Raw genomic sequence first — 25,269 nt, forward strand, 5'->3', positions numbered from 1 at the left:
GCCTGGTGATCGCCGCGCCGGCCTCGGGGAGCGGCAAGACGACCGTGGCGACGGGGCTCATGGCGGCGCTGCGGGCGCGCGGGCTGCGGGTCTCGCCGCACAAGGTCGGGCCCGACTACATCGACCCCGGCTACCACGCGCTGGCGACGGGCCTGCCGGGCCGCAACCTCGACCCCTGGCTGACCGGCGAGGAGCGGGTGGCGCCGCTGTTCCTGCACGGGGCGGCGGGCGCGGACGTCGCGGTGGTCGAAGGCGTGATGGGCCTGTTCGACGGCAGAGCGGACACGGACTTCGCCTCCACCGCGCACGTCGCCAGGCTCCTGGACGCGCCCGTCGTGCTGGTCGTGGACGCGGCGCGGCAGAGCAGGTCGGTGGCGGCCGTCGTGCATGGTTTCGCCACGTTCGACCCTCGCGTGCGGGTGGGTGGAGTCATCCTCAACCGGGTGGGCTCCGAGCGGCACGAGGAACTCTGCAGGTCGGCGCTGGCGGCCACGGGGACGCCGGTGCTGGGGGCGATCAGGCGGGACGACGCGGTGTCGACCCCTTCACGCCACCTGGGGCTGATCCCCGCCGCCGAACGGGGGAGCGAGGCGGTGGCCGCCGTGGACCGGCTGGGCGAGCTGGTGGCCCGCTCGTGCGATCTGGAGGCGCTGCTACGGCTGGCGCGGACGGCGCCCCCGCTGGACGGACGAGCGTGGAGCCCGGCCGGCGCCCTCCATCGGCCAGGGACCGGTCCGAGCCCGGCGGGCACGACGGTACCCGGCACCGGGCCGAGCCCGGCGGGCACAGCGCGGCCGGGACCGGGGGTCGCAGCGGGAGCGGCCAAGGGAACGGGGCCGGTGGTGGCCGTGGCGGGGGGAGCGGCGTTCACGTTCGGGTACGCCGAGCACGCCGAGCTGCTCAGGGCGGCGGGCGCGGAGGCGGTGACGTTCGACCCGCTGCGCGACGAGGCGCTGCCCGAGGGCACGGCCGCCGTCGTGATCGGCGGTGGCTTCCCCGAGATGTACGCGGCCGACCTCGCCGCCAACGAGCCGCTCAAGCGGGAGATCGCCGCCTTCGGCGGCCCGATCGCGGCGGAGTGCGCGGGCCTGCTGTACCTGTGCGAGAGCCTCGACGACCACCCCATGTGCGGAAAAATCGCGGCGAAGGCGGAAATGACGCCCAGGCTGACCCTCGGCTACCGCGACGCCACGGCCACCCGCGACTCCCTGCTCACCCGCGCGGGCGAGCGCTATCGCGGCCACGAGTTCCACAGGACGGCCGTGACCGTCGCAGGCGAGCCCCTCTTCCGGTGGGAGGGCGGCGGAGACGGCCACGGAGACCCGCTGGTGACCGCCTCCTACCTGCACCTCCACTGGGCGGGCAGCCCGCTGCTCGCTCAGCGGCTGGTGTCGTCCTCCAGATCGCCCTCCGCCTTGAGATAGGCCTCCTGGAGCTCGCGCAGCACGTCAGGGTCTGGGTGCTCCCACATCCCCCGCTCGGCCGCCTCCAGCAGCCGTTCGGCGATGCCGTGCAGCGCCCACGGGTTCGACTTCTCCATGAACTCCCTGTTCACGGGGTCGAGCACGTACGTCTGCGTGAGCTTGTCGTACATCCAGTCCGCGATCACCCCCGTCGTGGCGTCGAAGCCGAACAGGTAGTCCACGGTCGCGGCCAGCTCGAACGCGCCCTTGTAGCCGTGCCGCCGCATCGCGGCCAGCCAGTTCGGGTTCACCACGCGCGCCCTGAAGATCCGCGACGTCTCCTCCGATAGCGTGCGCGTGCGCACGGCGTCGGGGCGGGTGCTGTCGCCGACGTAGGCGGCGGGCGCGCGCCCCGTCAGCGCCCGTACGGTCGCCACCATCCCGCCGTGGTACTGGAAGTAGTCGTCGGAGTCGGCGATGTCGTGCTCGCGTGTGTCGATGTTCTTCGCCGCGACCGCGATCCGCCGGTAGGCGCTCTCCATGTCCTGCCGTGCGGGCACGCCGTCCAGGTCACGGCCGTAGGCGAAGCCGCCCCACACGGCGTACACCTCGGCCAGATCGGCGTCGTCCCGCCAGTTGCGGCTGTCGATCAGCGGGAGCAGGCCCGCGCCGTACGCGCCGGGCCTGGAGCCGAAGACACGCATCGTCGCCCTGCGCTCGTCGCCGTGCGTCCCGAGGTCGGCGGCGACGTGGGCGCGGACGTAGTTGTCCTCGTCGGCCTCGTCCAGCGCGGCGATCATGCGGACGGCGTCGTCCAGCATGGCCACGACGTGCGGGAAGGCGTCGCGGAAGAAGCCGCTGATGCGGACCGTGACGTCGATGCGGGGCCTGGCGAGCTCCTCGAGCGGGATCGGCTCCAGGCGGGTGACCCTCCTGGACGCGTCGTCCCACACGGGCCTGGCGCCCAGCAGCGCCAGGACCTCGGCGACGTCGTCGCCCGCCGTACGCATGGCGCTGGTGCCCCACACCGACAGGCCGACCGAACGCGGCCACTCGCCGGTGTCGGCGCGGTAGCGGGCCAGGAGCGAGTCCGCCATCGCCAGACCCGTCTCCCATGCGAGCCTGCTGGGCACGGCACGCGGGTCGACGGAGTAGAAGTTCCTGCCGGTGGGCAGCACGTTGATCAGGCCGCGCAGCGGCGAGCCGCTGGGCCCCGCGGGGACGTAGCCGCCGTCGAGGGCATGCAGGAGATGGTCGAGCTCGTCGCCCGTCCTTGCCAGCCTGGGGACGACCTCGCCGGCGGCGAACTCCAGGATCCGCGCCACCAGCTCACGCCGCTCCCGGGCGGAGCCGGGAGCGAGGACGGATGCCGCCACCTCCCCGGCCTGGGCGGAGCCGGGAGCGAGGACGGATGCCGCTACCTCCCCTGCCGCCGTCACGTCCCACCCGCGGGCCTCCATGCCCTCCACGAGCGCCCTGGCGGCCGACTCGGCCGCGTCCACGTCGGCCAGGCCGGCCGAGCCGTCCTCCGCGAGGCCCAGCGCCTCGCGCAGACCAGGCAGCGTCTCGGTGCCCGCCCACATCTGCCGGGCCCGCAGCATCGCCAGTACCAGGTCGACGCGCACCGCGCCCTCGGGCGCGGCTCCCAGCACGTGCAGCCCGTCACGGATCTGCGCGTCCTTCACCTCGCACAGCCAGCCGTCCACGTGCAGCAGGAAGTCGTCGAACTCCGTGTCGTGCGGCCGGTCGGCCAGCCCCAGGTCGTGGTCGAGCCGCGCCGCCTGGATCAGCGTCCAGATCTGCGCCCTGATCGCGGGCAGCTTCGCCGGGTCCATCGCCGCGATGGAGGCGTGCTCGTCCAGGAGCTGCTCCAGCCGCGCGATGTCGCCGTAGGTCTCGGCGCGCGCCATCGGCGGCACCATGTGGTCCACCAGGACGGCGTGCGCCCGCCGCTTCGCCTGGGTCCCCTCACCGGGGTCGTTCACCAGGAACGGGTACACCAGCGGCAGATCGCCCAGCGCCGCGTCGGGCCCGCACGCGGCCGACATGCCCGCCGACTTGCCCGGCAGCCACTCCAGGTTCCCGTGCTTGCCGACGTGCACCATCGCGTGCGCGCCGAACTCCGCCGACAGCCACCGGTAGGCGGCCAGGTAGTGGTGGCTGGGCGGCAGGTCAGGGTCGTGGTAGATCGCGATCGGGTTCTCGCCGAAGCCCCGCGGCGGCTGCACCATCACCACGACGTTGCCCGCCTGGAGGGCGGCGAGCACGATGTCGCCCTCGTGCACGAAGAGCTCGCCGGGCGGCGGACCCCAGTGCCGTTCCATCGCCGCGCGCAGTTCCTCGGGAAGCGTCTCGTACCAGGCGGTGTAGGAGGCGGCGGGGATGCGCACGGGGTTGGCCGCGAGCTGCTCCTCCGTCAGCCACTCCTGGTCCTGGCCGCCGGCGGCGATGAGCGCGTGGATGAGCGCGTCGCCGTCCAGCTCCGCGACGCCCGGCAGGCCCTCGCCCAGGTCGTAGCCTTCGGCGGCCAGCCTGGCCAGCAGTTTCACCGTGCTCGCCGGCGTGTCGAGGCCGACCGCGTTGCCGACGCGCGCGTGCTTGGTCGGGTAGGCCGACAGCATCACCACGAGTCGCTTCTCGGCGTTCGGGACGTGCCTGAGCCGCGCGTGCCGTACGGCGGTGCCCGCCACACGGGCGGCCCGTTCGGGGTCGGCCGCGTAGACGGTCAGCCCGTCCTCGTCCACCTCCTTGAACGAGAACGGCACCGTGATGATCCGCCCGTCGAACTCGGGGATCGCCACCTGCGAGGCCGCGTCGAGCGGCGACAGGCCGTCGTCGTTCTCCTCCCACGCCTGCCTGCTCGTGGTCAGGCAGAGTCCCTGCAGGATCGGCACGTCGAGCTCGGCCAGCGCGCCCACGTCCCACGCGGCGTCGTCGCCGCCCGCCCCCGCCGTCGCCGGCCGCGTGCCTCCCGCGGCGAGCACGGTCACCACGAGGGCGTCGGCGGTCCTCAGCGTGTCGAGCAACTCGGGCTCCGCCGTACGCAGCGAGGAGCAGAAGACCGGCAGCGCCCGGCCGCCCGCGTCCTCGATCGCGTCGCAGAGCGTCCGCACGAACCCGGTGTTGCCCGCCATGTGGTGCGCCCGGTAGTAGAGCACGCCCACGACGGGCCCCTCGGCGGGCTCCTCGGTGGGCCGCTCCCTGTCGAGAAGCCCCCAGGTCGGGGTCGGCTCGGGCGCGGCGAACCCGTGTCCCGTGAGCAGAACCGTGTCGGACAGGAAGGCGTGCAGCTCGGCCAGGTTCGACGGGCCGCCGTGGGCGAGGTAGGCGTGCGCCTCGGCGCAGACGCCGCCGCTGACCGTGGACAGCTCCATGAGCTCGGCGTCGGGCGCCTGCTCGCCGCCCAGCACGATCACGGGGCGCGGGCCCGCGAGCAGGTGGTCGAGCCCCTCCTCCCAGGCCCTGCGTCCGCCGAGCAGCCGCACCACCACCAGGTCCGCGCTCTCGACCAGCGCGGGCAGATCGTCGACCGTGAGCCTGGCGGGGTTTCCCAGCCGGTACGGCGCGCCGCTCGCCCTCGCGCTGAGCAGGTCGGTGTCGGAGGTCGACAGCAGCAGAACGGCCGTGCTCTCGGGCACAGGGAACTCCTCCCTCGGGGTCCTCGCCCCGGTCGCGGGTGTCACGAGTGCGGGAGTCTCCTGGCTCCCGGATCGACGCTCACCCCGGCCTTCCCATCCGTCTCCGGACAGTGGCCTTGCGGTGGGGTTCGCTCCCCGGTCACAGTGGCGGGACCGCGCCGGCTTCGCACCGGCTTCCTCCGTCGCCCTCGTCTGCGATCAGACTAGAGGGTTTGGAACGGGTTACCATCCTCCGCGTGGACATAACTGCGGACATTGGCGACTTTTCGGGACATGCGGGTCCCGACGCGTGCCCCGGGGCACTCCAGGTCCACACCGCCGCCGACGGCGCGCTGGCCAGGGTCCGCATCCCGGGCGGAGCGCTCTCGCCGGCCCAGCTGAGGGAGCTGGCCGCCTGCGCCGCCGAGCTCGGATCCGGCGTGATCGAGCTGACCTCCCGCGCGAACGTCCAGGTGCGCGGCCTGCGCGCGCCCGACCCCGCCGACCCGTCCAGCGTGCCGGCCTTCGCCGCCCGGATGGCCGCGGCGGGGCTGCTGCCCTCCGCCACGCACGAGCGGGTGCGCAACATCCTCGCCTCCCCCCTCGCGGGGCGCGTCCCCTCATCGCTCGCGGACGTCCGGCCGCTGGTGAGCGCACTGGATCGCGCGCTGTGCGGCACCCCCGAGCTGGCCGGGCTCTCGGGCCGCTTCCTCTTCGCGCTGGACGACGGCACCGGCGACGTGGTGTCCTGCGGCGCCGACGTGACCTTCCTCGCCACCTCGGCCTCCGGCGGCGTGCTCCTGCTCGGCGGCGTACGGCAGGGCCCGCCCGTGGACCTTGCCGGCGTGGTCCCGCTGATGCTCGCCGCCGCCTCCGCCTTCATGGAGCTGGGCGACGGCGGCGCGTGGCGTGTCAGGGACGTCCAGGACGGCCCCGCCCTGCTCGCGGCCCGCCTGTTCGGCGCCGCCCAGGAAGAGCCCGGCCAGAGCGACCAGGCAGGTGACTCCGGCCCCGCGGGTGACTCCGATCCGACCGGCCCGGCCGATCCGGCCGATCTGGCCCGCCCGGCCGATCTGGCCCGCCCGGCCGATCCGGCCCGCCCGGCCGATCCGGCGGGCCCGGCGGGCCGGGAGCGTGCAGGGGTGCGGGATGCGGGGACCTTCCGGCAGCTCGACGGCGACGTCGCCCTCGAAGTGGTGATCCCGCTCGGCCGCCTGACCGCCCACCAGGCCGCGGTCCTCGCCGACGCCGCCCCCGAGGCGCGCGTCACCCCATGGCGTACCGTCGTCCTGCCCGGCCTGGCCCCCGACGCCGTCCAGCAGGTCGCGGACCGGCTCACCGGGGCGGGCCTGGTCACCGTCCCCGGCACGCCGTGGGCCGGGCTCAGCGCCTGCACGGGCCGCCCTGGCTGCGCGAAATCCTTGGCCGACGTCCAGCTCGACGCCAGAGTCTGGGCCGAGCGGCCGGACCACGAACCTGCAGCCCGTCCCGTCCACTGGGCCGGGTGCGAGCGGCGCTGCGGCCGTCCCGCCGGAGAGGTGGTCGACGTCGTCGCCACCCCGGCCGGCTACCGGGTCGCGGGCCGTACCGAAGAAGAGGGGACATGACCGACTACATCCGCGACGGCGCGGAGATCTACCGGCGCTCGTTCGCCACCATCCGCGCGGAGAGCGACCTCGCGGGGCTGCCGGCGGACGTCGCCCAGGTGGCCGTCCGCATGATCCACGCCTGTGGCATGACCGACCTGGTCACCGACCTGGCCTACTCGCCGGGCGTGGTCGCCGTGGCGAGGGCGGCCCTGCGCGCGGGCGCGCCGATCCTGTGCGACGCCATGATGGTCGCCTCGGGCGTCACGAGGACCCGCCTGCCGAAGGACAACGAGGTGATCTGCACGCTCGGCGACCCGGGCGTGCCGGAGCTGGCCGAGCGGATGGGCACCACGCGCAGCGCGGCGGCGCTGGAGCTGTGGCGCGAGCGGCTCGACGGCGCCGTCGTCGCGGTGGGGAACGCGCCCACCGCCCTCTTCAGGCTGCTGGAGCTGGTCGAGGAGGGCGCGGGGCGTCCTGCGGCGGTGCTCGGCATCCCCGTGGGCTTCATCGGGGCGGCGGAGTCGAAGCAGGCGCTGGCGAGCAGCGGTCTGGAGTACCTGGTGGTGCACGGCCGCAGAGGCGGCAGTGCGATGGCGGCGGCCGCGGTCAACGCGATCGCGAACGAGCGGGAGTGAACGGCGTGGCGGGACGGTTGTTCGGGGTGGGACTGGGTCCCGGGGATCCCGAGCTGGTGACGGTCAAGGCGGCCAGGCTGATCGGCGAGGCGGGCGTCATCGCCTACCACAGCGCCAGGCACGGCAGGAGCATCGCACGTTCGATCGCGCTGCCGTACATGCGGGAGGGGCAGGTCGAGGAGCTGCTCAAGTACCCGCTGACCACGGAGACCACCGACCACCCCGGCGGCTACCAGGGAGCGCTCGACGACTTCTACGCCGAATGCGCGCGGCGTCTCGCTGCCCACCTGGACGAGGGCAGGGACGTGGTGGTGCTGTGCGAGGGCGACCCGCTCTTCTACGGCTCCTACATGCACATGCACAAGCGGCTCGCCCACCGCTACGAGACCGAGGTCGTGCCCGGTGTCACCTCGGTGGCGGGCGCGGCGGCCGTGCTGGGGCGCCCGCTGGTGGAGCACGAGGAGACGCTGACCGTGCTGCCGGGCACGCTCCCTGCCGACGTCATCACCGAGAAGCTGCGCAACGCCGACTCGGTGGCGGTGCTCAAGCTCGGCAGGACCTTCGAGAAGGTCCGCGACGCGCTGGCCGAGGCGGGCCGCCTCGACGAGGCGTGGTACGTCGAGCGGGCGACCACGGCGAACCAGCGGATCGAGCCGCTGAAGGACGTGGACCCGGCGAGCGTGCCGTACTTCTCGCTGGCGATGCTGCCCAGCGGCGGCGGGCGTGACGACGAGCGTCTGGAACCCGGGGTCGCGGTCGTGGGGCTCGGGCCCGCGGGCTCGCAGTGGCTCACCCCCGAGGCGCGGCACGTGCTGGCCGAGGCGACCGACCTGGTCGGCTACGGCCCCTACGTCGACAGGGTGCCGCAGCGGTCGGGCCAGATCAGGCACCGCACCGACAACAGGGTGGAGGCCGAGCGCGCCGCGCACGCGCTGGAACTGGCCCGGCAGGGCCGCAGGGTGGCGGTCGTCTCCTCCGGCGATCCAGGCGTGTTCGCGATGGCCAGCGCGGTGCTGGAGGCGGCGGAGGACTTCCCCGACGTCCCCGTGCGGATCGTGCCCGGTCTGACGGCCGCGCACGCCGTGGCGAGCAAGGCGGGCGCGCCGCTCGGGCACGACTACTGCGTGATCTCCCTGTCGGACCTGCTCAAGCCGTGGGAGATCGTCGCCGAGCGGCTGCGGGCCGCCGCCGTGGCCGACCTGGTGCTGGCGATCTACAATCCGGCCTCGCGCAGCCGTACCTGGCAGGTGGGCGCCGCCCGCGACCTGCTCATGGAGCACCGCGACCCGGCCACCCCCGTGGTGATCGGCCGCGACGTCGGCGGGCCGCAGGAGACGATCACCGTCACCACGCTCGGGGAGCTCGATCCCGCGCAGGTGGACATGCGCTGCCTGCTCATCATCGGCTCCTCCACCACGCGGGTCACGGGCGACGGCGTCGTCTACACCCCGAGGCGTTACCCGGCCTGAACCCACGCCACGGCCGCCGCCACGCTGTCCACCAGCACCGCCCCTTCGGGCAGCGGCGGCCGTCGCACGACCACCACGGGCAGGCCGAGCTCGCCGGTGGCGGTGAGTTTCGCGGTGGTCATCTCGCCGCCGCTGTCCTTGGTGACCAGGACGTCGAGGCGGTGCTCGCCGATCAGCGCCCGCTCGCCCTCGACGGTGTACGGCCCGCGCGCCAGCACCACGTGGACGTTGGAGGGCACCGGCGGCTCGGGCGGGTCGACCGACCTGGCCAGGAACCACAGGTCGGTCAGTCCTGCGAACACCGGCAGGCTCCTGCGCCCGGTCGTCAGGAACACGCGGCGGCCCAGGGAGGGCAGCACCCGCGCGGCGGCCTCCAGCGAGTCGACCAGCACCCAGTCAGGCCGCGGCGCCCAGCCGGGCCGCCGCAGCACCAGCAGCGGCACTCCCGCGGTACGGCACGCCTCGACGGCCGAGGCCGTCATCCGCCGCGCGAACGGGTGCGTGGCGTCCACCACGGCGTCGATGCCGTTGGCCGACACCCACGCGGCCAGCCCTTCCGGGCCGCCGAACCCGCCGACGTGCACGTCGCCGACCGGCAGCCTGGGCTCGCGCACCCGCCCCGCCAGTGACGACACCACGTGGACGGCGCCTTCGAGCGCCGCCGCGAGCGCCCGCGCCTCGGCCGTCCCGCCGAGGATCAGGATCCGTCGCACGCGTCCTCCATCCGGGCCGCTCCCGGCTTCCCGACAGGGCCGCCGAAGGAGACGGGGCCGCCGAGGGAAGGGACGGCCGAGCGGACCCGCCACGGCAGGGTCGTGGAAGCCGTCGTGGGGGTCGTCGTGTGGATCACAGCGGACGGCAGCGTTCGGCGGAGTAGAGGTGGCTGTCGGGGAACTGCGTGGCCGCCAGCACCCTGCCCACGACGATCACCGCGGTCCTGACCACGCCCGCCGCCTTCACCTGGTCCGCGATGTCGGCCAGCGTCCCCTTGATGACCAGTTCGTCGTCACGGCTGGCTCTTGCGACGACCGCCACGGGACAGCCGGCCCCGTAGGCGGGGATGAGCTCGTCAGCGACCTCCGCGATCCGCTGCACGGCCAGGTGCAGCACCATCGTGGCCTTGCTCGCCGACAGCGTGGCGAGGTCCTCGCCCTCGGGCATCGGCGTCGCGCGCGCCGAGGTCCTGGTCAAGATGATCGTCTGGCCGACGCCCGGCACGGTCAGCTCCCTGCCGAGCGACGCGGCCGCCGCCGCGAACGCCGGAACCCCCGGCACCACCTGGTACGGCACGCCGATCGCGTCGAGCCGCCGCATCTGCTCGGCCATCGCGCTGAAGACAGAGGGGTCGCCCGAGTGCAGCCTGGCCACGTCGAGCCCCTTGGCGTGGGCGTCGGCCAGCTCAGCGACGATCTCGTCGAGGGTGAGGTTCGCGGTGTCGACCAGCCGGGCGCCCCGCGGGCACGACTCCAGCAGCTCCTCGGGCACGAGCGAGCCCGCGTACAGGCACACGGGGGAGCTCTCGATCAGGCGCAGCCCGCGCAGCGTGACGAGGTCGGCCGCGCCGGGTCCCGCGCCGATGAAGTGGACGGTCACGCGCCGCTCTCCTTGGTCGCTGTCCAGATGGTCACCGGCATCATGGTCCGCCAGGCGGTGAAGCCGCCCACGGGGCCTGCCCTGCTGACCGAGAGGCGGACCAGGTCGCCGCCGTGCGTGCCGTACCAGGTGGTCAGGACGGACTCCGACTCCAGCGTGACCGCGTTGGCCACCAGCCTGCCGCCGGGCGGCAGGGCCCGCCAGCACGTCTCGAGCAGGCCGGGCCGGGTCGCCCCTCCGCCGACGAACACCGCGTCAGGGGCGGGCAGCCCCTTCAGCGCCTCGGGCGCCCGCCCTGTGACGATCCGCAGGGCGGGAACGCCGAGCGCGGCGGCGTTCCGCCCGATCCTGGCCGCCCGCTCGAGGTCGCTCTCGACGGCGATCGCCCTGCACGTGGGGTGGGTGCGCATCCATTCGATCGCGATGCTGCCCGCGCCCGCGCCGACGTCCCACAGCAGCTCGCCGGGCAGCGGCGCCAGGCGGGCGACGCTGACCGCGCGCACCTCCCGTTTGGTGAGCTGCCCGTCGTGCTCGAAGGCGTCGTCGGGCAGTCCTGGCACCAGCGGGCGCGGCGCCGTCCCCTTGTCGGCCGCGCACTCGGCCGCGACCACGGACAGGCCGGAGCCCGCCCGCTCCCAGGTGGCGGCCGTGCCCGTGAGGTGTGACTCGGCGGCGGAACCGAGGTCCGACAGGACGTGCATGACGCTCGCGCCGTACCCGTGCTCCCTCAGCAGTCCCGCCACGCGGGCGGGCCCGCTCGCGTCCGCCGTCAGCACCAGCAGCCGGCTCCCCGGCAGTACGGCGCGCCGCAACGCGTCGAGGGGCCTGCCCACCAGGCTGACCACGGTCGTCTCCTCGACCGGCCAGCCGAGGCGCGCGCAGGCCAGCGACAGGCTGGACGGCTGCGGCATGACGCGCAGGTTCTCCGGGCCGGCGAGCCTGGCCAGTGTCGAGCCGATCCCGAAGAACATCGGGTCGCCGCTGGCCAGCACGCACAGCCCCGCGTCGCCGAACTCGGCCAGCAGCCCGGGCAGCGCGGGCAGCAGCGGCGAGGGCCAGTGGACCTTCCGGGCGGCGGACTCGGGGACCAGGCCGAGCTGGCGGGCCGAGCCCAGCAGCACCCCCGCCTCCGTGACGGCCTGCCGCGCCTGGGACGTCAGGCCGTCCCAGCCGTCGGCCCCGATGCCGACGACGGTGATCACACCGTGCCCATGGCTCTGGTGACGTGGATCTCGATGACCACCCTGGCGGGGTTCGGCCGCGGTGGCTTGTAGCGGGCGGTGTAGCGGGCCTCGGCGTCGGCGATCTGGTCGGGCTCGGTGCGCACCACGGCCGTGCCCTCGAGCGTGGACCAGCGGCGGCCGTCGACCTGGCACAGCGCCACGGGTGCGCCGTCGCTCCCCGCGAGCACGCGGGCCTTGTGCGAGGTGCCGGAGGTGATGATCCTGGCGATGCCCGTCTCCAGGTCGAGCGTCGCGCCCACCGGCACCACGTGCGGCGTGCCGTCCGGCCTGAGCGTGGTCAGCGTGCACAGGTGCCGCTCCCGCCAGAACTCGGCGAACTCCGCTCCCCGCGCGGCCAGATCCACCTTCGCCCCTTCCGTCCGGTTCTCGTGCACGGTCAGCGTAGCGAGGCCGTCGGCCGGGGTGTCGGGGGCGGGGCTTGCGGACCGCGGAGGAGGCTCTGCAAGGATGTGGACATGAGCGCTGTGAAACTCGACGGCAAGGCGACCGCGGCCAAGATCAAGGCGGACCTCACCGCGCGGGTGACCGCGCTCAAGGAACGGGGCGTCGTCCCCGGGCTCGGCACCGTGCTGGTCGGCGACGACCCCGGCAGCCAGATCTACGTCGCGGGCAAGCACCGCGACTGCGCGGAGGTCGGCATCGCCTCCATCCGCGTCGACCTGCCGGAGACCGCGACCCAGGCCGACGTCGAGGCCGCCATCGACGAGCTCAACGCCTCGCCCTCGTGCACCGGCTACATCGTGCAGCTTCCGCTGCCCAAGCACCTGGACACCATGGCGCTGCTGGAGCGCATGGACCCCGCGAAGGACGCCGACGGCCTCCACCCGGTCAACCTCGGCCGCCTCGTGCACATGGTCGACGCGCCCCTGCCCTGCACCCCGCACGGCATCGTGCTGCTGCTGCAGGAGTACGGCGTGCCGCTGAAGGGGGCCGACGTCGTGGTGGTCGGTCGCGGGATCACGGTGGGCCGCTCGCTCGGGCTGCTGCTGACCAGGCGCACCGAGAACGCGACCGTGACGCTCTGCCACACGGGGACCGCCGACCTGGCCGCGCACGTGCGGCGCGCGGACATCGTGGTGGCGGCCGCGGGCGTTCCCGGACTCATCACGGCGGACATGGTCAAGCCCGGCGCGGCGGTGCTCGACGTGGGCGTGTCGCGGGTGGACGGGAAGATCGCGGGTGACGTGGCGGCGGACGTGGCCGAGGTGGCCGGGTTCCTCACGCCGAACCCCGGCGGCGTGGGCCCGATGACGCGGGCGCTGCTGCTGTCCAACGTGGTGGAGGCGGCGGAGCACGCGCTCCGCTGAGATCCGTCCGCGCAGGCGGGCACTTCGCCGGTCCGGCCGCGCGGCACCTGCCTCCGTCGGACGGTGGGCACTCCGCCGGTCCGGCCGCGCGGCGCCTGCCTCCGTCGGACGGCGGGCAGGGGAGGGCCGCTCCGTGACCGGGTCAGGTGAAGGAGCGGATGGCCTCGCGCAGGTTGCCCGAGGTGCGATCCAGCGCGGCGCGGGCCTCGGCGGGGTCGGCGCCGGTGAGGAGCATGATGACGGCGGCGGGCACCGATCCGTCCGCCGCGCGGAGCGCGGGCCCGACCTCCGCGTCGGGCAGCCCGGTGATCGACGACACCATGTCCTGGGCGCGCGCCCACAGCTTCTCGTTCGAGGCCACCAGGTGCGACATCAGGTTCCCGTGCGTGCGTCCGAGCCGGACCATCGTCAGCGTCGAGATCATGTTGCACACCAGCTTCTGCGCCGTGCCCGCCTTCAGCCTGGTGGACCCCGTCAGGAACTCGGGGCCCACCACGACCTCGATGGCGATCTCCGCCGCCGCGCCGAGCGCCGAGCCCGCGTTGCACGCGACTCCGACGGTCAGCGCGCCGGCGGCGCGGGCGTGCCGTACACCTCCCACCGCGTACGGTGTCCGCCCGCTGGCCGAGATGCCCACCACCGCGTCGGCGGCCGACACCTCCACCTCTGTCAGGTCGGCGACGGCCAGCGCGGCCGAGTCCTCCGCGCCTTCGACGGCGACCGCGAAGGCCGAGGGTCCGCCCGCGATGAGCGCGAACACCTCCGAAGGCGTGGTGCCGAAGGTGGGGCCGCACTCGCTGGCGTCGAGCATGCCGATGCGGCCCGCCGTACCGGCTCCGAGGTAGATCAGTCTGCCGCCCTGCCGCAGGCGCGCGGAGACGGCGTCGACGGCGGCGGCGATCTGCTCGGACTGCCCCGCTACCGCGGCGGGCACCAGGGCGTCCTGCTCGCTCATGCGCCTGACCAGGTCGATCGTGGGGAGCGCGTCGAGGTCGTCGAGTCCGGGCAGTCGCTGCTCGGTGACGAGGTCGGAGATGCCGCGCGTCATGGTCCCCCCGCAGGATGGAGAAAAGCTAGCCATCCACGACTATAGGTGAAAATTTCCTTCATAGGGGCCTTGGGTGGCCCCTTATCGGGTTCTGAAGACCTCGAGCGCCTCCCTGGTCGCGCGCAGAGCCGTCTCCGAGCTGTCGAACGTGCGCTGGGCGAGCCCGACGAAGATGCAGTCGACGATCAGCAGCTGGCTGATCCTGCTGGCCAGCGCCCCAGGCCGGAACGCCGTCTCCCGCCCCGCCGACACCAGCACGTGGTCGACCGTCTGGGCCAGTGACGAGCGCGGGTTGTTGGTGATGGCGATGGCGAGCGCCCCCGCCTCCTTCGCCGTCCTGGTGGGCTCGATCACGTCGGTCGTCTCGCCCGAGCAGCTCACCGCCACCACGACGTCGCCTTCGCGCAGCAGCGCGGCGCTGGTCAGCGCGAGGTGGGCGTCGTTGAAGGGATGGCTGGACAGGCCGATGCGCATCAGCTTGTGCGCGAGGTCGGCCGCCACCAGGCCCGAGGCGCCGACGCCGTAGACGTTGATCCTGCGGGCGGCGGCGATGGCCGCCACCACCTCGCCGAGCTGGTCGGGCACGAGCTGTTCCGCGGTGTCCGACAGCGCGTCCACCTCCGCCCTCGTCACCTTGGCGATCACGTCGGTCAGCGGGTCGTCCGGGCCGAGGTCGCCGGGCACCAGCCGTTCGGGCGTCTCCCTGGCGACGGCGCCCGCCAGCGCGAAGCGGAGCTGGGAGTAGCCGGAGTAGCCCAGCGCGCGGGCGGTCCGCACGATGGTCGCCTCGCTGGTGCCCGACACCGCGCTGAACTCGGTGATCGTGCTGCGCACGACCACGCCGGGATCCTCCAGGATGATCCTGGCGATGGCCTGCGCCGCGGGCGTGAGGGAGGGCAGTACCGCTCGCACCGCCGAGACCGGGTTGACCGGCTCGTTCATCTGGTCAGCCATCGTGCCACCGCCTTCGCCGAGACCTTGGAGATGCCGTGCGTGGCGATGTGGGCCGCGCCCGCGGGCTCGTCGGGGATGCCGGTCTCGACGACGATCACGTCGGGGCGCCGCCGTACGGCCTCCGCCACCGTCTCCCGCACCCATGGGTGACGGGCCGCGTCGTGGACGACCAGGACCACGGGCCGCTCGTCGAAGTCGGGGGTGGAGGTCCGCTCCGTCCCCGGCAGCACCTCGCCGAGCGCGGCGGCCAGTCCCGTCGGGGTGTTCGGGTCGATCGCCTGGTTGTGGCGGGTGTTCACCTCGACGACGAGCGGGGCGGTGGTCAGCCGGGCCGAGCCGGTGATCGTGAGCGCCCTGACGGCCGCCTCCATGCCGGCAGCGTCGTCGGGCTCGGCGTCGCGCGGTTGCGCGGCGTACCACTCGGCAAGGGCGTGCACCCGTCCCGCCGCCTCGGTCAGGCGCTCCTCGGGCAGGGTCCCGTCCAGGACGGCGGCCACGATCGCGTCGCGGATCTCGTAGAGGCCCTCGGCGGTGACCAGGCCCGCGCAGATCGCGTCCACGCCGGCGGCGAGCGCCCGCACGGCGATCTCGCCCGGCGAGTAGATCGCCGCGACCGCCTTCATCTCGATCGCGTCGGTGACCAGCATCCCGTCGAAGCCGAGCTCCTCTCGCAGCAGCCCGGTCAGGATCGTCCGGCTCAGCGTCGCGGGCATCGAGGGGTCGAGCGAGGGAATCAGCAGGTGCCCGCACATGACGGACCGCACGCCCGCCCCGATGGCCGCCTCGAACGGCGGCAGGTCGCGACCGCGCAACTCGGCGAGGGAGGCGTGCACGGTCGGCAGCGCCAGGTGCGAGTCGGTGACGGTGTCGCCGTGCCCGGGGAAGTGCTTGGCGCACGCGGCCACGCCCGCGCCCTGCACGCCCTGGATGTAGGCGACGGAGTGGCGCGCGACGAGATCGGCGGTCGGCCCGAAGGAGCGCACGCCGATCACCGGGTTGGCAGGGTTGGCGTTGACGTCCACGGAAGGGGCGTAGTCGAGCGTGATGTCCAGCTCCGCGAGCATTCGCCCGATCTGGCGGCCCACCCGCTCGGTCAGCGCCACGTCGTCGACCACGCCGAGCGCCCTGTTGCCGGGGAAGGAGCTGCCCTCGCGGGCCTCCAGGCGGGTGACGACGCCGCCCTCCTCGTCGATGGCGACCACCACGCCGGGGTTCTCCGCGCGCAGCGACGCGACCAGCCCGGCCGTGTCGGCGGTGACGTTGCGCGCGAACAGCACGGCGCCGCCCAGCCCCTCACCCAGTGCCTTCCTCAGCCAGTCGGGGGCGGTGGCGCCCTCGAACCCGGGTTGGAGGACGCTCAGTGCGAGTCGGTGCAGGTCAGCGGTCACGAGACCTCCTCGGTCGGCCTCATGACCGAACGGCTGCGATGCCAGTCGGCCAAGGCGGCATTTTCCTTCACAATTATTGATCTGAAGGTAATTTTCTGCCATCGTCGCCCTCGAACACAACCACCTCCCCCGAGAGGCACCCCCCATGCCCACTAGAAGGACCGTTCTGAAGGGCCTGGCCCTCGCCGCGGCCGCATCCGTCGTGCCGCTCCCCGCCTTCGCCGAGCCCGGCTACGTGCCGCCGCTGCGCCAGATGCGCGGCATGTGGATCGCTTCCGTCGTCAACATCAACTGGCCGTCGAAGCAGGGATTGACCGCGGACCAGCAGAAGGCGGAGTTCATCGCCTGGCTCGACCTGGCGGTCCAGCGCAAGCTGAACTCGGTGTTCGTCCAGATCAGGCCCACGGCCGACGCCTTCTGGCCGTCGCCGTTCGAGCCCTGGTCGCACTGGCTGACCGGCGTGCAGGGGCAGGACCCGGGCTACGACCCGCTGGGCTTCGCCGTCGAGGAGACGCACAAGCGCGGCCTCACCTTCCACGCGTGGTTCAACCCCTACCGCGTCTCGATGCAGACCGACCCGAACCAGCTGCACCCCTCGCACCCGGGGCGCGTCCACCCCGAGTGGATCCTGCCGTTCGGCGGCAAGCTGTACTACAACCCCGGCATCCCCGAGGTGCGGAAGTTCTGCCAGGACGCGATGCTCGACGCGCTGACCCGCTACGACATCGACGGCCTGCACTTCGACGACTACTTCTACCCGACCAACACGACGGCCTTCAACGACGCCGACACCTTCGCCAAGTACGGCGCGGGCTTCCCCGACCTGGCCGCGTGGCGGCGCAACAACGTGGACCTGATGGTCTCGGAGATGCAGCAGCGGGTACGCGAGGTCAAGCCCGAGGTGGCGTGGGGCATCAGCCCGTCGGGCATCTGGCGCAACAAGGGCACCGACCCGCTCGGCTCCGAGACCAACGGCGGCCAGTCCTACGACAACCTGCACGCCGACACCCGCGGCTGGGTCAAGAAGGGGTGGCTCGACTACATCGCGCCCCAGCTCTACTGGTACATCGGCCAGCCGCCCGCCGACTACAGCAAGCTCGTGCCCTGGTGGTCCGACGTGGCCGACGGGACGGGCACGATGCTGTGGATCGGCCAGGCCGCCTACAAGGCGGGCGACCCCGCACAGGCCGCGCAGTGGCAGGACCCCGCCGAGCTGTCCAAGCACCTGACGCTCAACCGGTCGCACCCGCAGATCGGCGGCGACATCTGGTACAACGCCAACGACGTGCGGGTCGACAGGATCGGCTCGATCAGCACCGCGGTCAAGGACCACTACCAGCGGCCCGCGCTCCCGCCGCTGCTGCCCAGGCTCGCCGACGGCGAGAAGCCCAAGCGGCCTGTCCTGGCCTACGTGCGCAGGGTCCCCGAGGGCGTCGAGCTGAACATGATCGCGACCGGCAGGCACGAGCCGTTCCAGTTCGCGATCTTCAGGTCCTCCGCCGAGATCGACCGGTTCGACGACGCGAGCAACCTGGTGGCGGTCATCCCCGGCGACAGGGTCGTCCGCTGGGTGGACGCCGAGGGCAAGAAGGGCGACCACTACTACGTCATGGCCGTGGACAGGGTCAGCAGGACCAGCAGCCCGAGCCACGGCCGCAAGGTCTGGTAGGAGACCCACGGGTTCGCGCCCGGCTTGCCCGCGCCCGCCGACCGGTCGAGCGTCACGACGCGTCGACCGGCGAGCGGGCGCCAAGAGTCCACACGCGGGCGCCATGGATCCACACGCGCGGGCATGGAAGGCCCGCGCGTGCGGAGCACGACCGCTCCGGGGTCCGGGCCGTTCCTCAGGCTGCCGGAACCCCTCGCCGAAGCACCGGTCGCCCTGCGGATCGGCTAGCTGGCGCGGCGACCGGCCGGCTGGCTCTCCTGTGACGTTCCAGAGCGCTGTGGGGGCACCACCGGAGTCGGCCTGACCAGACCGAGCGCGACCACCTCGTTGGCCAGCCTGGTACGCCTGTTGGTCCCCTCGGGGATCCTGAACTTCTGGTAGAGCCTGAGCAGGTGCTGTTTCACCGCCGCCTCGGTGACCACCAGGTCATCGGCGATCTCGCGTGCCGTCGCGGGGGCGACGAACGCCTCATCCGAGAGCGCCGGCCTGCACAGCGACGTGAGCACGTCGACCTCTCGCCTGGTCAGCTCGGGCGCGGCGGCCCTGCGCAGCTCGACCTCAGGCGTGAAGTCCTCGCGCGGCACGCCGCCGACGCGCCCGCGCGCCGCGCCGAAGGAGACGACGTCGCCGTCGTCAAGGACCCTCCGGGCGATCGGCCTCCCGTTCACCCGCGTGCCGTTGCGGGACAGGCCCAGGTCAACGACATACAGGTACGGTCCGCGCCGTACGAACTCAGCGTGGAGCCGAGACACGCTCGGGTCGGTCAGCCGGATGTCGACACCACGGCCCCTTCCCACAGTCGTGATCTCGGGACGCAACGGGACCACCTCGCCAGTGTCCTCGATGCGTATGAAGGGCCCCTCCACGGCAGTTCCTCCCCAGGTAGCCCGCCGTTACTGTTACTACAGCTCCGGCTTACCCAAACGAAGGGATGGGGAATCGCCTTTGCCATAAGGAGAATCCGGCGTGAAATTGGTCTGGACCTCTGCGGCCGGTTTTGCCTGCTCACGGGTAGACTTTCGGCGAAGATAAGCGGAGGAAACACACATGGCGGACAAGCCCACAAAAGGCCTGGCCGATGTCGTCGCCGCGTCCACAGCGCTGAGCGACATCGACGGGAAGGCCGGTCGCCTCTTCTATCGTGGATACGACATCCATGACCTGGCCGGCCGCGCGACGTTCGAAGAAACCGCGCACCTGCTGCAGCGCGGCAAGCTGCCCACGCGACAGGAACTGCGCGAGTACGGCGACGAGCTCGTCAGGGGACGCGAGCTGGGCGCCCTCGTCTCGGCCAACATCGCCGAGATCGCGGAGAAGCAGAAGCCGATGGAGGCGCTGCGTTCGCTGGTCTCCCTGTCCGGGGCCGACGACCCCGACAAGGACTCCATCGCGCCTGACGCCAACCTGCGCAAGGCCGCCCGGCTGACCGCCCAGCAGCCGCTGCTCGTGGCCAGGTACCACGCCGCTCGTACCGGCAAGGCCCTGCCCGGCACCGACGACTCGCTCAGCATCGCGGGGAACTTCCTCCTGCAGGTCACGGGACGCACGCCGACGCAGCGCGAGGCTGAGATCTTCGACGCCTGCCTGGTCCTGCACGCCGACCACACCATGAACGCCTCCACGTTCGCCGCCCGCGTGTGCGCCGCGACGCTGTCCGACATGCACTCGGCCATCGTCGCCGCCATCGGCACGCTCAAGGGCCCGCTGCACGGCGGCGCGAACGAACAGGTCATGAAGACGCTGGAGTCGCTCGACCCGGCACAGGTGGCGCAGTCGGTGCGCGACAGGCTGGACGCGCACGAGAAGATCATGGGCTTCGGCCACCGCGTCTACAAGACCGAGGACCCGCGCGCCACGCACCTGCGCAGAATGTCGGAGGAGCTGGCCACGGCGTCGGGCGACGACACCTACTATCGGATGTCCAAGGAGATGGAGGAGGTCGTCCTCGAGACGAAGGGCCTCTATCCCAACGTCGACTTCTACGCTGCCACCGTCTACCACTACCTCGGCATCCCGACCGACCTGTTCACACCGGTCTTCTCGATCAGCCGCATGTCCGGATGGACGGCGCACGTGATCGAGCAGCACGCGGACAACAGGCTGATCAGGCCCGACAGTGAGTACATCGGCGAGCGTGACCAGAAATGGAAGCCCATCGACGAGCGATGAGCCAGGCTGGAGAGGGCGAGGGCGTCAGGGGACGCCCGAGCGACGAGGGCTGGGGACCGTACCCGCTGATCCTGGCGGGTGCGGCTGTTGGGCTGCTCGCACTCTTCCTGGTGGACGCCGAATGGGGCGGGTTCGCGCTCGGAGCGGTGCTCCTGGTCGGGGCCGCTGTCCGATTCGCGGGGTACGGCGGGGCGCTTGCCGTACGCGAGAAGAGCGTCGACGTCTGGACGATGGGGGTGCTCGGAGCCGCGCTGGTGGTCACCGCGCTGTTCCTGGAGTATCCCGAGCTCAAGGCGCAGCTCCTGGTCCTTTTCGGCCGGTGACCACGCCTCCGATAACCTCAAGCATTATTTGTCACGAAGGGGAACCATACGCATGCCCAAGATCAAGGTAGAGGGCCCCGTCGTCGAACTTGACGGCGACGAGATGACCCGGATCATCTGGCAGTTCATCAAGGACCAGCTGATCCTTCCCTACCTCGACGTCGACCTGAAGTACTACGACCTCGGCATCGAGCACCGCGACGCCACCGACGACCAGGTCACCATCGACGCCGCCAACGCCATCAAGAAGTACGGCGTGGGCGTCAAGTGCGCCACCATCACCCCTGACGAGGCGCGCGTCGAGGAGTTCGGCCTCAAGAAGATGTGGAAGTCCCCGAACGGGACCATCCGTAACATCCTCGGCGGCGTCATCTTCCGCGAGCCGATCATCATGTCGAACGTGCCGCGCCTGGTGCCCGGCTGGACCAAGCCGATCGTCGTCGGCCGTCACGCCTTCGGCGACCAGTACCGCGCCACGGACCTGAAGATCCCCGGCGAGGGCACGCTGACCCTGACGTACACCCCCAAGGACGGCTCCGAGCCGATCGAGCTGGACGTGTACGACTTCCCCGGCAGCGGCGTCGCGATGGCCATGTACAACCTGGACGAGTCGATCCGCGACTTCGCCCGCGCCTCCATGCGCTACGGCCTGGCCCGCAACTACCCGGTCTACCTCTCGACGAAGAACACGATCCTCAAGGCCTACGACGGCCGCTTCAAGGACCTCTTCGCCGAGGTCTTCGAGACCGAGTTCAAGGCCGACTTCGAGAAGGCCGGCATCACCTACGAGCACCGCCTCATCGACGACATGGTCGCCGCGGCGCTGAAGTGGGAGGGCGGCTACGTCTGGGCGGCCAAGAACTACGACGGCGACGTCCAGTCCGACACCGTCGCGCAGGGCTTCGGCTCGCTCGGCCTGATGACCTCCGTCCTCATGACCCCCGACGGCCAGACCGTCGAGGCCGAGGCCGCTCACGGCACGGTGACCCGTCACTACCGCGAGCACCAGAAGGGCAACCCGACCTCCACGAACCCGATCGCCTCGATCTTCGCGTGGACGCGTGGTCTGCAGCACCGCGGCAAGCTCGACAACACCCCCGCGGTGACCGAGTTCGCCGAGAAGCTGGAGCAGGTCTGCGTCGAGACCGTCGAGAACGGCCAGATGACCAAGGACCTCGCGCTGCTGGTCGGCGGCGACGCCAAGTGGCTCACCACCCAGGACTTCCTGGCGGCGCTGGACGAGAACCTGAAGAAGAAGATGGCCTGACCCCTCTTCTCCTCCGCTTGAGGGCCGCCTTCGGGCGGCCCTTTCCGCGTTCCCGAGGCGGGGGACGCCGGCCCTCGCCGGTGGCGCGGGCAGGGGCGCGACGGCAGGCGAAGGGCATCACCTGGTCGGTGTCGCCTCCGTATCGGCAAAGAGATCCCCAAGTCCCGAAAGCCCTCCAGGGCTCACGCCGCACCCGCGCGCCATGGTGTACACCGGGGGATCGGCGCCGTTGCGGCTCTCGCGCGTCTCCTGGTTGATTCCATACCAGCGCGCGGTCCATTCACGTACCGTATTTGGGTAAGAGCCCCCTGTAGTCGATCTTCCGGGGGGTTCCCATGCGTGTGCTGGGTGCAGGGCTGATAGTGATGGGCGTGTTGACCGCCGGCTGCGGTGGCGCCGACACCGGGGCGAACGTCGCGAAGCCGCAGCTGGACCAGGCCGCCGTCCTGCGGCAGGCGCAGGCCGCCAAGGCCGCCAAGGTGGCCGCCGCCGTCAAGGTCAAGGCCAACGAGCTGGGCCAGATCCCGGTGATCATGTTCCACCGGGTGATCGACAAGCCGACGACGCAGGACGACCGCACTCCCCAGCAGTTCCGTTCCGACCTCGAACGCATGGCCAAGGACGGCTACGTGCCGATCACCGCCGCCGAGTTCGTCACCGGCAAGATCGACATCCCGGCGGGCAAGCACGCCGTCGTCCTCACCTTCGACGACTCCTCGCCCTCGCAGCTCTCGATGGACGAGCTCGGCCAGCTGAAGCCGGACACCGCGGTCGCCATCCTGCAGGACGTCGCCAGGCAGAACCCCGGCTTCCGCCCCGTCGCCACCTTCTACGTGACCCGCGACATGTTCGGCAAGACCACGCCCGAGGAGCAGTCGCAGATGCTGCTGTGGCTGAAGCAGAACGGCTTCGACATCGGCAACCACACCCGCGACCACCTCAACCTCCTGGGCAAGCCACAGAAGGCGGTGATGGCCGAGATCGCGGCGGGTCAGCGCCTGATCACCGACCTCGAGGGCGCGGCGCCGATCACGCTGGCGCTGCCGTACGGGAACCAGCCTCGCAAGAAGGACTGGGCGGCCAACGGCAAGAACGGCACGACCGTCTACAAGCACGCCGGGGTGTTCCTGGCCGGGTACACGCCCGCGCCGGCGCCGTACAACAAGAACTTCGACGCGCTCGGCATCCCGCGCATCAGGGCCATGGACAAGAAGGGCGACTGCTCGCAGTTCTGCTCGACCGCGTGGTTCGACTGGCTGAAGTCCAACCCCGACCAGCGCTACACCTCGGACGGCGACCCGAACACGGTGGCCTTCCCGAAGTTCAAGGCGCCGTTCCTGCGCAAGGCCTTCGCGCAGCGGGCGCTGCCGTACTAGGAGACGGCGCCGATTCCGACCGCCTCGGGGTCGAGCGGCAGCCGCTTGACCCTGGCGGTCCTCCCTGTGGTGACGTCGAGGGAGAAGAAGCCGGTGAACTCCTGGGTGCCGGCCGTGAACGTCCTGATCAGCAGCGCCTTGGGGCTCAGCCAGGCCTCGGCGGACGAGACGGTCGGCTCCTTCAGCGGGCTGGGGCGCAGCGGCTCGCGCCGCTCGCCCGTCACCGCGTCGAGGAGTTCGATCGTGTCGGCGGGCTGCTCGCCCACCACGGCGAGCCGGAGGCCGTCGGGCGAGAGGCGTGCCCCTGAAGGAAGGGGGAAGTCGTTCAGGCGCGCGCCGCTCCCGCGCAGGAAGCGCACCACCGTGTCGCCCGAGGAGGCGAAGACGGTGTCCCGCGTGATCCCGATCACGCCGTCGGCCCGCGGCAGAGCCGTCGTCCGACCGGTGCCGAAGTCGGTGACGAACACCTGCTCCCCGTCGCTCACGGCGAACCCGTCGCCGTCGGCCGAGATCGCGGTCGCCTCCGTGGGCAGGCCGGCCGTGCCGACCACCGGTGACAGGTCGCGTACGAGCCCGCTGGGCAGGTCGTGCGCCACGAACCGCTGCCGTGCCACGCTGAAGTAGGCGACCCTGTGGCCGTCACGGCTCACGCTGAACCCGGGCATGACCGCCGCGCCGCCGCTGGTCGGCACCCAGACCGCCGCGTCGGGGACCCGGATCCGGTAGGAGCGGCCGCCCTCGGCCTCGCCCGTCTCGTCGTAGTCGGCCACGAGCTTCGCCTGCTTGTCGGTGAACGCCCAGATCATCCATGAGGCGCACTCGGGCGGCCCGTCCGTCTCCGGGCAGGTGTCGGGTACGGCGTAGCGGATCGCGACGGGGATCGCGCCGTGCTTCCACTCCAGCCCGCCCGGCGGCGGGGGCTCCGACGAGGTGCACGCCGCCGTCGCCCACAGCACCGCCGCCACGGCCAAGACTCGTAGGTTCACACCACGGTTGAACGTCTGACGCCCGGCCCTGGTTCAACCCTGACGCGTGGCGAAGCCGATCCCCGCGGACCTGAGGCGGTCGATGAGCGGCCCGCCCATGGCGACGGCCGTGGTGAGCTGCCCCGCCACGTCGGGCACGTCGTCGAAGGCCAGGCACAGCGCCGACTCCGCCAGCATCTTCGCGGTCTCGGAGTAGCCGGGGTCGCCGCCGGAGACCTCGGTGACGACACGCTCGCCGCCGCCCTCGCCGAGCAGGGTGAGCCTGAACCAGCTGCGCGCCCGCCGCTCCGCCGACGGCCCGTCGCCCGCGGCGATCCTCCTGAGCAGCCACTCGCGGCCGGCGGGGACCTGCGCGACGGCCGCCAGCGCCCCCGCCCCTGCCGCCACCGCCAGCGCCGAGGGCAGTCGCCTGACGGCGAAGTGCTGGCGGTAGGTGAAGTCAGGGCCGTAGCGGTCGAGCGCGCGGGCGGAGCGGCCGACGATCTGGTGATCGATGGTGGGCATGGGCAGCGCCCAGCCGCCCACGTAGCGCACGCCGCCGGGCAGCGCGCTCACCCTGCGGTCCTTCGGCCTGGTCTCGACGGAGCGGCGCCGACCGGCCGCCTCGGCCATCTGCCGGGCCCGGGACAGGGCCGTCACCGCCGAGTGGAGGGTGCCGCCCGAGGGCCTGCCGCTGCCCCGCAGGAAGCCGCTGACCTTGAGCGGCACGCCCGCGGGCAGCGACTCGACCGTGTACAGGACGCCGAGATCGTAGGGGATGGAGTCGAAGCCGCACGCGTGGACGATCCTGGCGCCGGTTTCGCGTGCCAGGCCGTCGTAGCGCACGAACATCCTGTCGACGAACTCGGGCTCCCCGGTCAGGTCCACGTAGTGCGTGCCGGCCCCGGCGCAGGCCTTGACGAGCGGCTCGCCGTACCGGAGGTAGGGGCCGACGGTGGTGGCGACCACGCGCGCCTGCCCCGCGAGGGCCTCGAGGGAGGCGGGATCGGTGACGTCGGCGTGCAGAAGGGGGACGTCCAGGCCCAGCGCTTCGAGCTTGGCGCGGTCGCGGCCGGCCAGAGCCCATCGGCATCCCGCGGGGACGGCTCTGGAGAGGTATTCCGCGGTGAGGGCGCCGGTGAAGCCGGTCGCTCCGAGCAGCACGATGTCGTACATGCGCTCCAGAATGACATTCTGTGAGCGCGCTGGCGAGAGACGGGAGAAGGCTCGTGTGAGCGTTGACACCGCCGATG

21 protein-coding genes and 1 riboswitch are annotated in these 25,269 nt (G+C 72.3%); of the genes, 10 read left to right on the top strand and 11 right to left on the bottom strand.

Annotated elements, in window-relative coordinates; translation table 11 throughout:
• Positions 1-2: 2 nt before the first annotated feature.
• On the top strand, positions 3-1,424 hold the full coding sequence (locus tag AC3EO4_RS04450; RefSeq protein WP_431894198.1) for a cobyrinic acid a,c-diamide synthase CobB: 1,422 nt from the start codon (positions 3-5) through the stop codon (positions 1,422-1,424).
• Here AC3EO4_RS04450 and cobN read toward each other — a convergent pair.
• Entirely contained in the window at positions 1,379-5,041 is a 3,663-nt protein-coding gene (gene cobN, locus AC3EO4_RS04455) for a cobaltochelatase subunit CobN (RefSeq protein ID WP_431893912.1), read from the bottom strand. The genes AC3EO4_RS04450 and cobN overlap by 46 nt on opposite strands.
• 38 nt (positions 5,042-5,079) lie before the next feature.
• A riboswitch (cobalamin riboswitch) is annotated at positions 5,080-5,270 on the bottom strand.
• Positions 5,271-5,277: 7 nt separating this feature from the next.
• Between cobN and cobG the strand changes: the two genes are divergently transcribed.
• Genes cobG through AC3EO4_RS04470 form a run of 3 tightly spaced genes read left to right on the top strand, consistent with a single transcriptional unit; the run spans position 5,278 to position 8,713 of the window.
• Positions 5,278-6,627: a precorrin-3B synthase gene (gene cobG, locus AC3EO4_RS04460; protein WP_431893913.1), complete on the top strand. Its 1,350-nt coding sequence runs from the start codon at positions 5,278-5,280 to the stop codon at positions 6,625-6,627.
• Positions 6,624-7,244, top strand: a complete 621-nt coding sequence (locus AC3EO4_RS04465) for a precorrin-8X methylmutase (protein ID WP_431893914.1) — start codon at positions 6,624-6,626, stop codon at positions 7,242-7,244. The genes cobG and AC3EO4_RS04465 overlap by 4 nt, the downstream gene beginning before the upstream one ends.
• 5 nt (positions 7,245-7,249) lie before the next feature.
• On the top strand, positions 7,250-8,713 hold the full coding sequence (locus AC3EO4_RS04470; RefSeq protein WP_379571513.1) for a precorrin-2 C(20)-methyltransferase: 1,464 nt from the start codon (positions 7,250-7,252) through the stop codon (positions 8,711-8,713).
• On the opposite strand, the gene AC3EO4_RS04475 is transcribed toward AC3EO4_RS04470, so the two are convergent.
• From AC3EO4_RS04475 to AC3EO4_RS04490, 4 genes are all read right to left on the bottom strand, one after another.
• Positions 8,701-9,426 carry a cobalt-precorrin-6A reductase gene (locus AC3EO4_RS04475; protein WP_431893916.1) on the bottom strand — a complete coding sequence of 242 codons (726 nt, stop codon included), beginning with the start codon at positions 9,424-9,426 and terminating at the stop codon, positions 8,701-8,703. The two genes, AC3EO4_RS04470 and AC3EO4_RS04475, sit on opposite strands and share 13 nt — an antisense overlap.
• Before the next feature lie 133 nt (positions 9,427-9,559).
• Positions 9,560-10,306 carry a precorrin-4 C(11)-methyltransferase gene (gene cobM, locus AC3EO4_RS04480; protein WP_379570865.1) on the bottom strand — a complete coding sequence of 249 codons (747 nt, stop codon included), beginning with the start codon at positions 10,304-10,306 and terminating at the stop codon, positions 9,560-9,562.
• Positions 10,303-11,508 carry a precorrin-6y C5,15-methyltransferase (decarboxylating) subunit CbiE gene (gene cbiE, locus AC3EO4_RS04485; RefSeq protein WP_431893918.1) on the bottom strand — a complete coding sequence of 402 codons (1,206 nt, stop codon included), beginning with the start codon at positions 11,506-11,508 and terminating at the stop codon, positions 10,303-10,305. The genes cobM and cbiE overlap by 4 nt, the downstream gene beginning before the upstream one ends.
• The gene (locus AC3EO4_RS04490) at positions 11,505-11,924 is read right to left on the bottom strand and encodes a pyridoxamine 5'-phosphate oxidase family protein (RefSeq protein WP_379570869.1); all 420 of its coding nucleotides are present in this window, start codon (positions 11,922-11,924) and stop codon (positions 11,505-11,507) included. Before AC3EO4_RS04490 ends, cbiE begins: the two co-directional genes overlap by 4 nt.
• Positions 11,925-12,005: 81 nt before the next feature.
• On the opposite strand from AC3EO4_RS04490, the gene AC3EO4_RS04495 reads away from it, so the two are divergent.
• Entirely contained in the window at positions 12,006-12,857 is an 852-nt protein-coding gene (locus tag AC3EO4_RS04495; protein ID WP_379570871.1) for a bifunctional methylenetetrahydrofolate dehydrogenase/methenyltetrahydrofolate cyclohydrolase, read from the top strand.
• A 142-nt stretch (positions 12,858-12,999) separates the two neighbouring features.
• On the opposite strand, the gene murQ is transcribed toward AC3EO4_RS04495, so the two are convergent.
• The 3 genes from murQ to AC3EO4_RS04510 all read right to left on the bottom strand — a co-directional run bounded on the left by murQ (position 13,000) and on the right by AC3EO4_RS04510 (position 16,247).
• Positions 13,000-13,905 (bottom strand): N-acetylmuramic acid 6-phosphate etherase, encoded by a 906-nt coding sequence (gene murQ / locus AC3EO4_RS04500; protein ID WP_379570873.1) that lies wholly within the window; start codon positions 13,903-13,905, stop codon positions 13,000-13,002.
• 81 nt (positions 13,906-13,986) lie between these two features.
• Positions 13,987-14,859 (bottom strand): MurR/RpiR family transcriptional regulator, encoded by an 873-nt coding sequence (locus AC3EO4_RS04505; RefSeq protein ID WP_358136465.1) that lies wholly within the window; start codon positions 14,857-14,859, stop codon positions 13,987-13,989.
• Positions 14,844-16,247 (bottom strand): glycoside hydrolase family 3 protein, encoded by a 1,404-nt coding sequence (locus tag AC3EO4_RS04510; RefSeq protein WP_431893920.1) that lies wholly within the window; start codon positions 16,245-16,247, stop codon positions 14,844-14,846. The genes AC3EO4_RS04505 and AC3EO4_RS04510 overlap by 16 nt, the downstream gene beginning before the upstream one ends.
• A gap of 145 nt (positions 16,248-16,392) precedes the next feature.
• Between AC3EO4_RS04510 and AC3EO4_RS04515 the strand changes: the two genes are divergently transcribed.
• Positions 16,393-17,916 carry a glycoside hydrolase family 10-like protein gene (locus AC3EO4_RS04515; RefSeq protein ID WP_431893921.1) on the top strand — a complete coding sequence of 508 codons (1,524 nt, stop codon included), beginning with the start codon at positions 16,393-16,395 and terminating at the stop codon, positions 17,914-17,916.
• Between the two features lie 224 nt (positions 17,917-18,140).
• On the opposite strand, the gene AC3EO4_RS04520 is transcribed toward AC3EO4_RS04515, so the two are convergent.
• Positions 18,141-18,782, bottom strand: a complete 642-nt coding sequence (locus AC3EO4_RS04520) for an FHA domain-containing protein (protein WP_358136472.1) — start codon at positions 18,780-18,782, stop codon at positions 18,141-18,143.
• 181 nt (positions 18,783-18,963) lie between these two features.
• Here AC3EO4_RS04520 and AC3EO4_RS04525 point away from each other — a divergent pair, with 181 nt between their 5' ends.
• The 4 genes from AC3EO4_RS04525 to AC3EO4_RS04540 all read left to right on the top strand — a co-directional run bounded on the left by AC3EO4_RS04525 (position 18,964) and on the right by AC3EO4_RS04540 (position 23,051).
• Complete coding sequence (locus AC3EO4_RS04525; RefSeq protein WP_431893923.1) at positions 18,964-20,085, top strand: citrate/2-methylcitrate synthase; 1,122 nt, start codon at positions 18,964-18,966, stop codon at positions 20,083-20,085.
• Positions 20,082-20,408 carry a DUF3017 domain-containing protein gene (locus tag AC3EO4_RS04530; protein WP_431893925.1) on the top strand — a complete coding sequence of 109 codons (327 nt, stop codon included), beginning with the start codon at positions 20,082-20,084 and terminating at the stop codon, positions 20,406-20,408. The genes AC3EO4_RS04525 and AC3EO4_RS04530 overlap by 4 nt, the downstream gene beginning before the upstream one ends.
• 52 nt (positions 20,409-20,460) lie before the next feature.
• Positions 20,461-21,675, top strand: a complete 1,215-nt coding sequence (locus AC3EO4_RS04535) for an NADP-dependent isocitrate dehydrogenase (RefSeq protein ID WP_379570884.1) — start codon at positions 20,461-20,463, stop codon at positions 21,673-21,675.
• Positions 21,676-22,010: 335 nt separating this feature from the next.
• Entirely contained in the window at positions 22,011-23,051 is a 1,041-nt protein-coding gene (locus AC3EO4_RS04540) for a polysaccharide deacetylase family protein (RefSeq protein WP_379570886.1), read from the top strand.
• On the opposite strand, the gene AC3EO4_RS04545 is transcribed toward AC3EO4_RS04540, so the two are convergent.
• Positions 23,048-24,037, bottom strand: a complete 990-nt coding sequence (locus tag AC3EO4_RS04545; RefSeq protein ID WP_431893928.1) for a hypothetical protein — start codon at positions 24,035-24,037, stop codon at positions 23,048-23,050. The genes AC3EO4_RS04540 and AC3EO4_RS04545 overlap by 4 nt on opposite strands.
• 33 nt (positions 24,038-24,070) lie before the next feature.
• Complete coding sequence (locus AC3EO4_RS04550) at positions 24,071-25,201, bottom strand: saccharopine dehydrogenase family protein (RefSeq protein ID WP_379571515.1); 1,131 nt, start codon at positions 25,199-25,201, stop codon at positions 24,071-24,073.
• Positions 25,202-25,269: the final 68 nt, after the last annotated feature.

This window comes from Nonomuraea sp. bgisy101 (assembly GCF_057708945.1).

Excerpts from the sequence above, each read along its gene's own strand:
- AC3EO4_RS04535 (WP_379570884.1), top strand. The coding sequence starts at position 20,461 with ATGCCCAAGATCAAGGTAGAGGGCCCCGTCGTCGAACTTGACGGCGAC.
- AC3EO4_RS04530 (WP_431893925.1), top strand. The coding sequence starts at position 20,082 with ATGAGCCAGGCTGGAGAGGGCGAGGGCGTCAGGGGACGCCCGAGCGAC.
- AC3EO4_RS04525 (WP_431893923.1), top strand. The coding sequence starts at position 18,964 with ATGGCGGACAAGCCCACAAAAGGCCTGGCCGATGTCGTCGCCGCGTCC.
- AC3EO4_RS04515 (WP_431893921.1), top strand. The coding sequence starts at position 16,393 with ATGCCCACTAGAAGGACCGTTCTGAAGGGCCTGGCCCTCGCCGCGGCC.
- AC3EO4_RS04540 (WP_379570886.1), top strand. The coding sequence starts at position 22,011 with ATGCGTGTGCTGGGTGCAGGGCTGATAGTGATGGGCGTGTTGACCGCC.
- AC3EO4_RS04495 (WP_379570871.1), top strand. The coding sequence starts at position 12,006 with ATGAGCGCTGTGAAACTCGACGGCAAGGCGACCGCGGCCAAGATCAAG.
- murQ (WP_379570873.1), bottom strand. The coding sequence starts at position 13,905 with ATGACGCGCGGCATCTCCGACCTCGTCACCGAGCAGCGACTGCCCGGA.
- AC3EO4_RS04465 (WP_431893914.1), top strand. The coding sequence starts at position 6,624 with ATGACCGACTACATCCGCGACGGCGCGGAGATCTACCGGCGCTCGTTC.
- AC3EO4_RS04505 (WP_358136465.1), bottom strand. The coding sequence starts at position 14,859 with ATGGCTGACCAGATGAACGAGCCGGTCAACCCGGTCTCGGCGGTGCGA.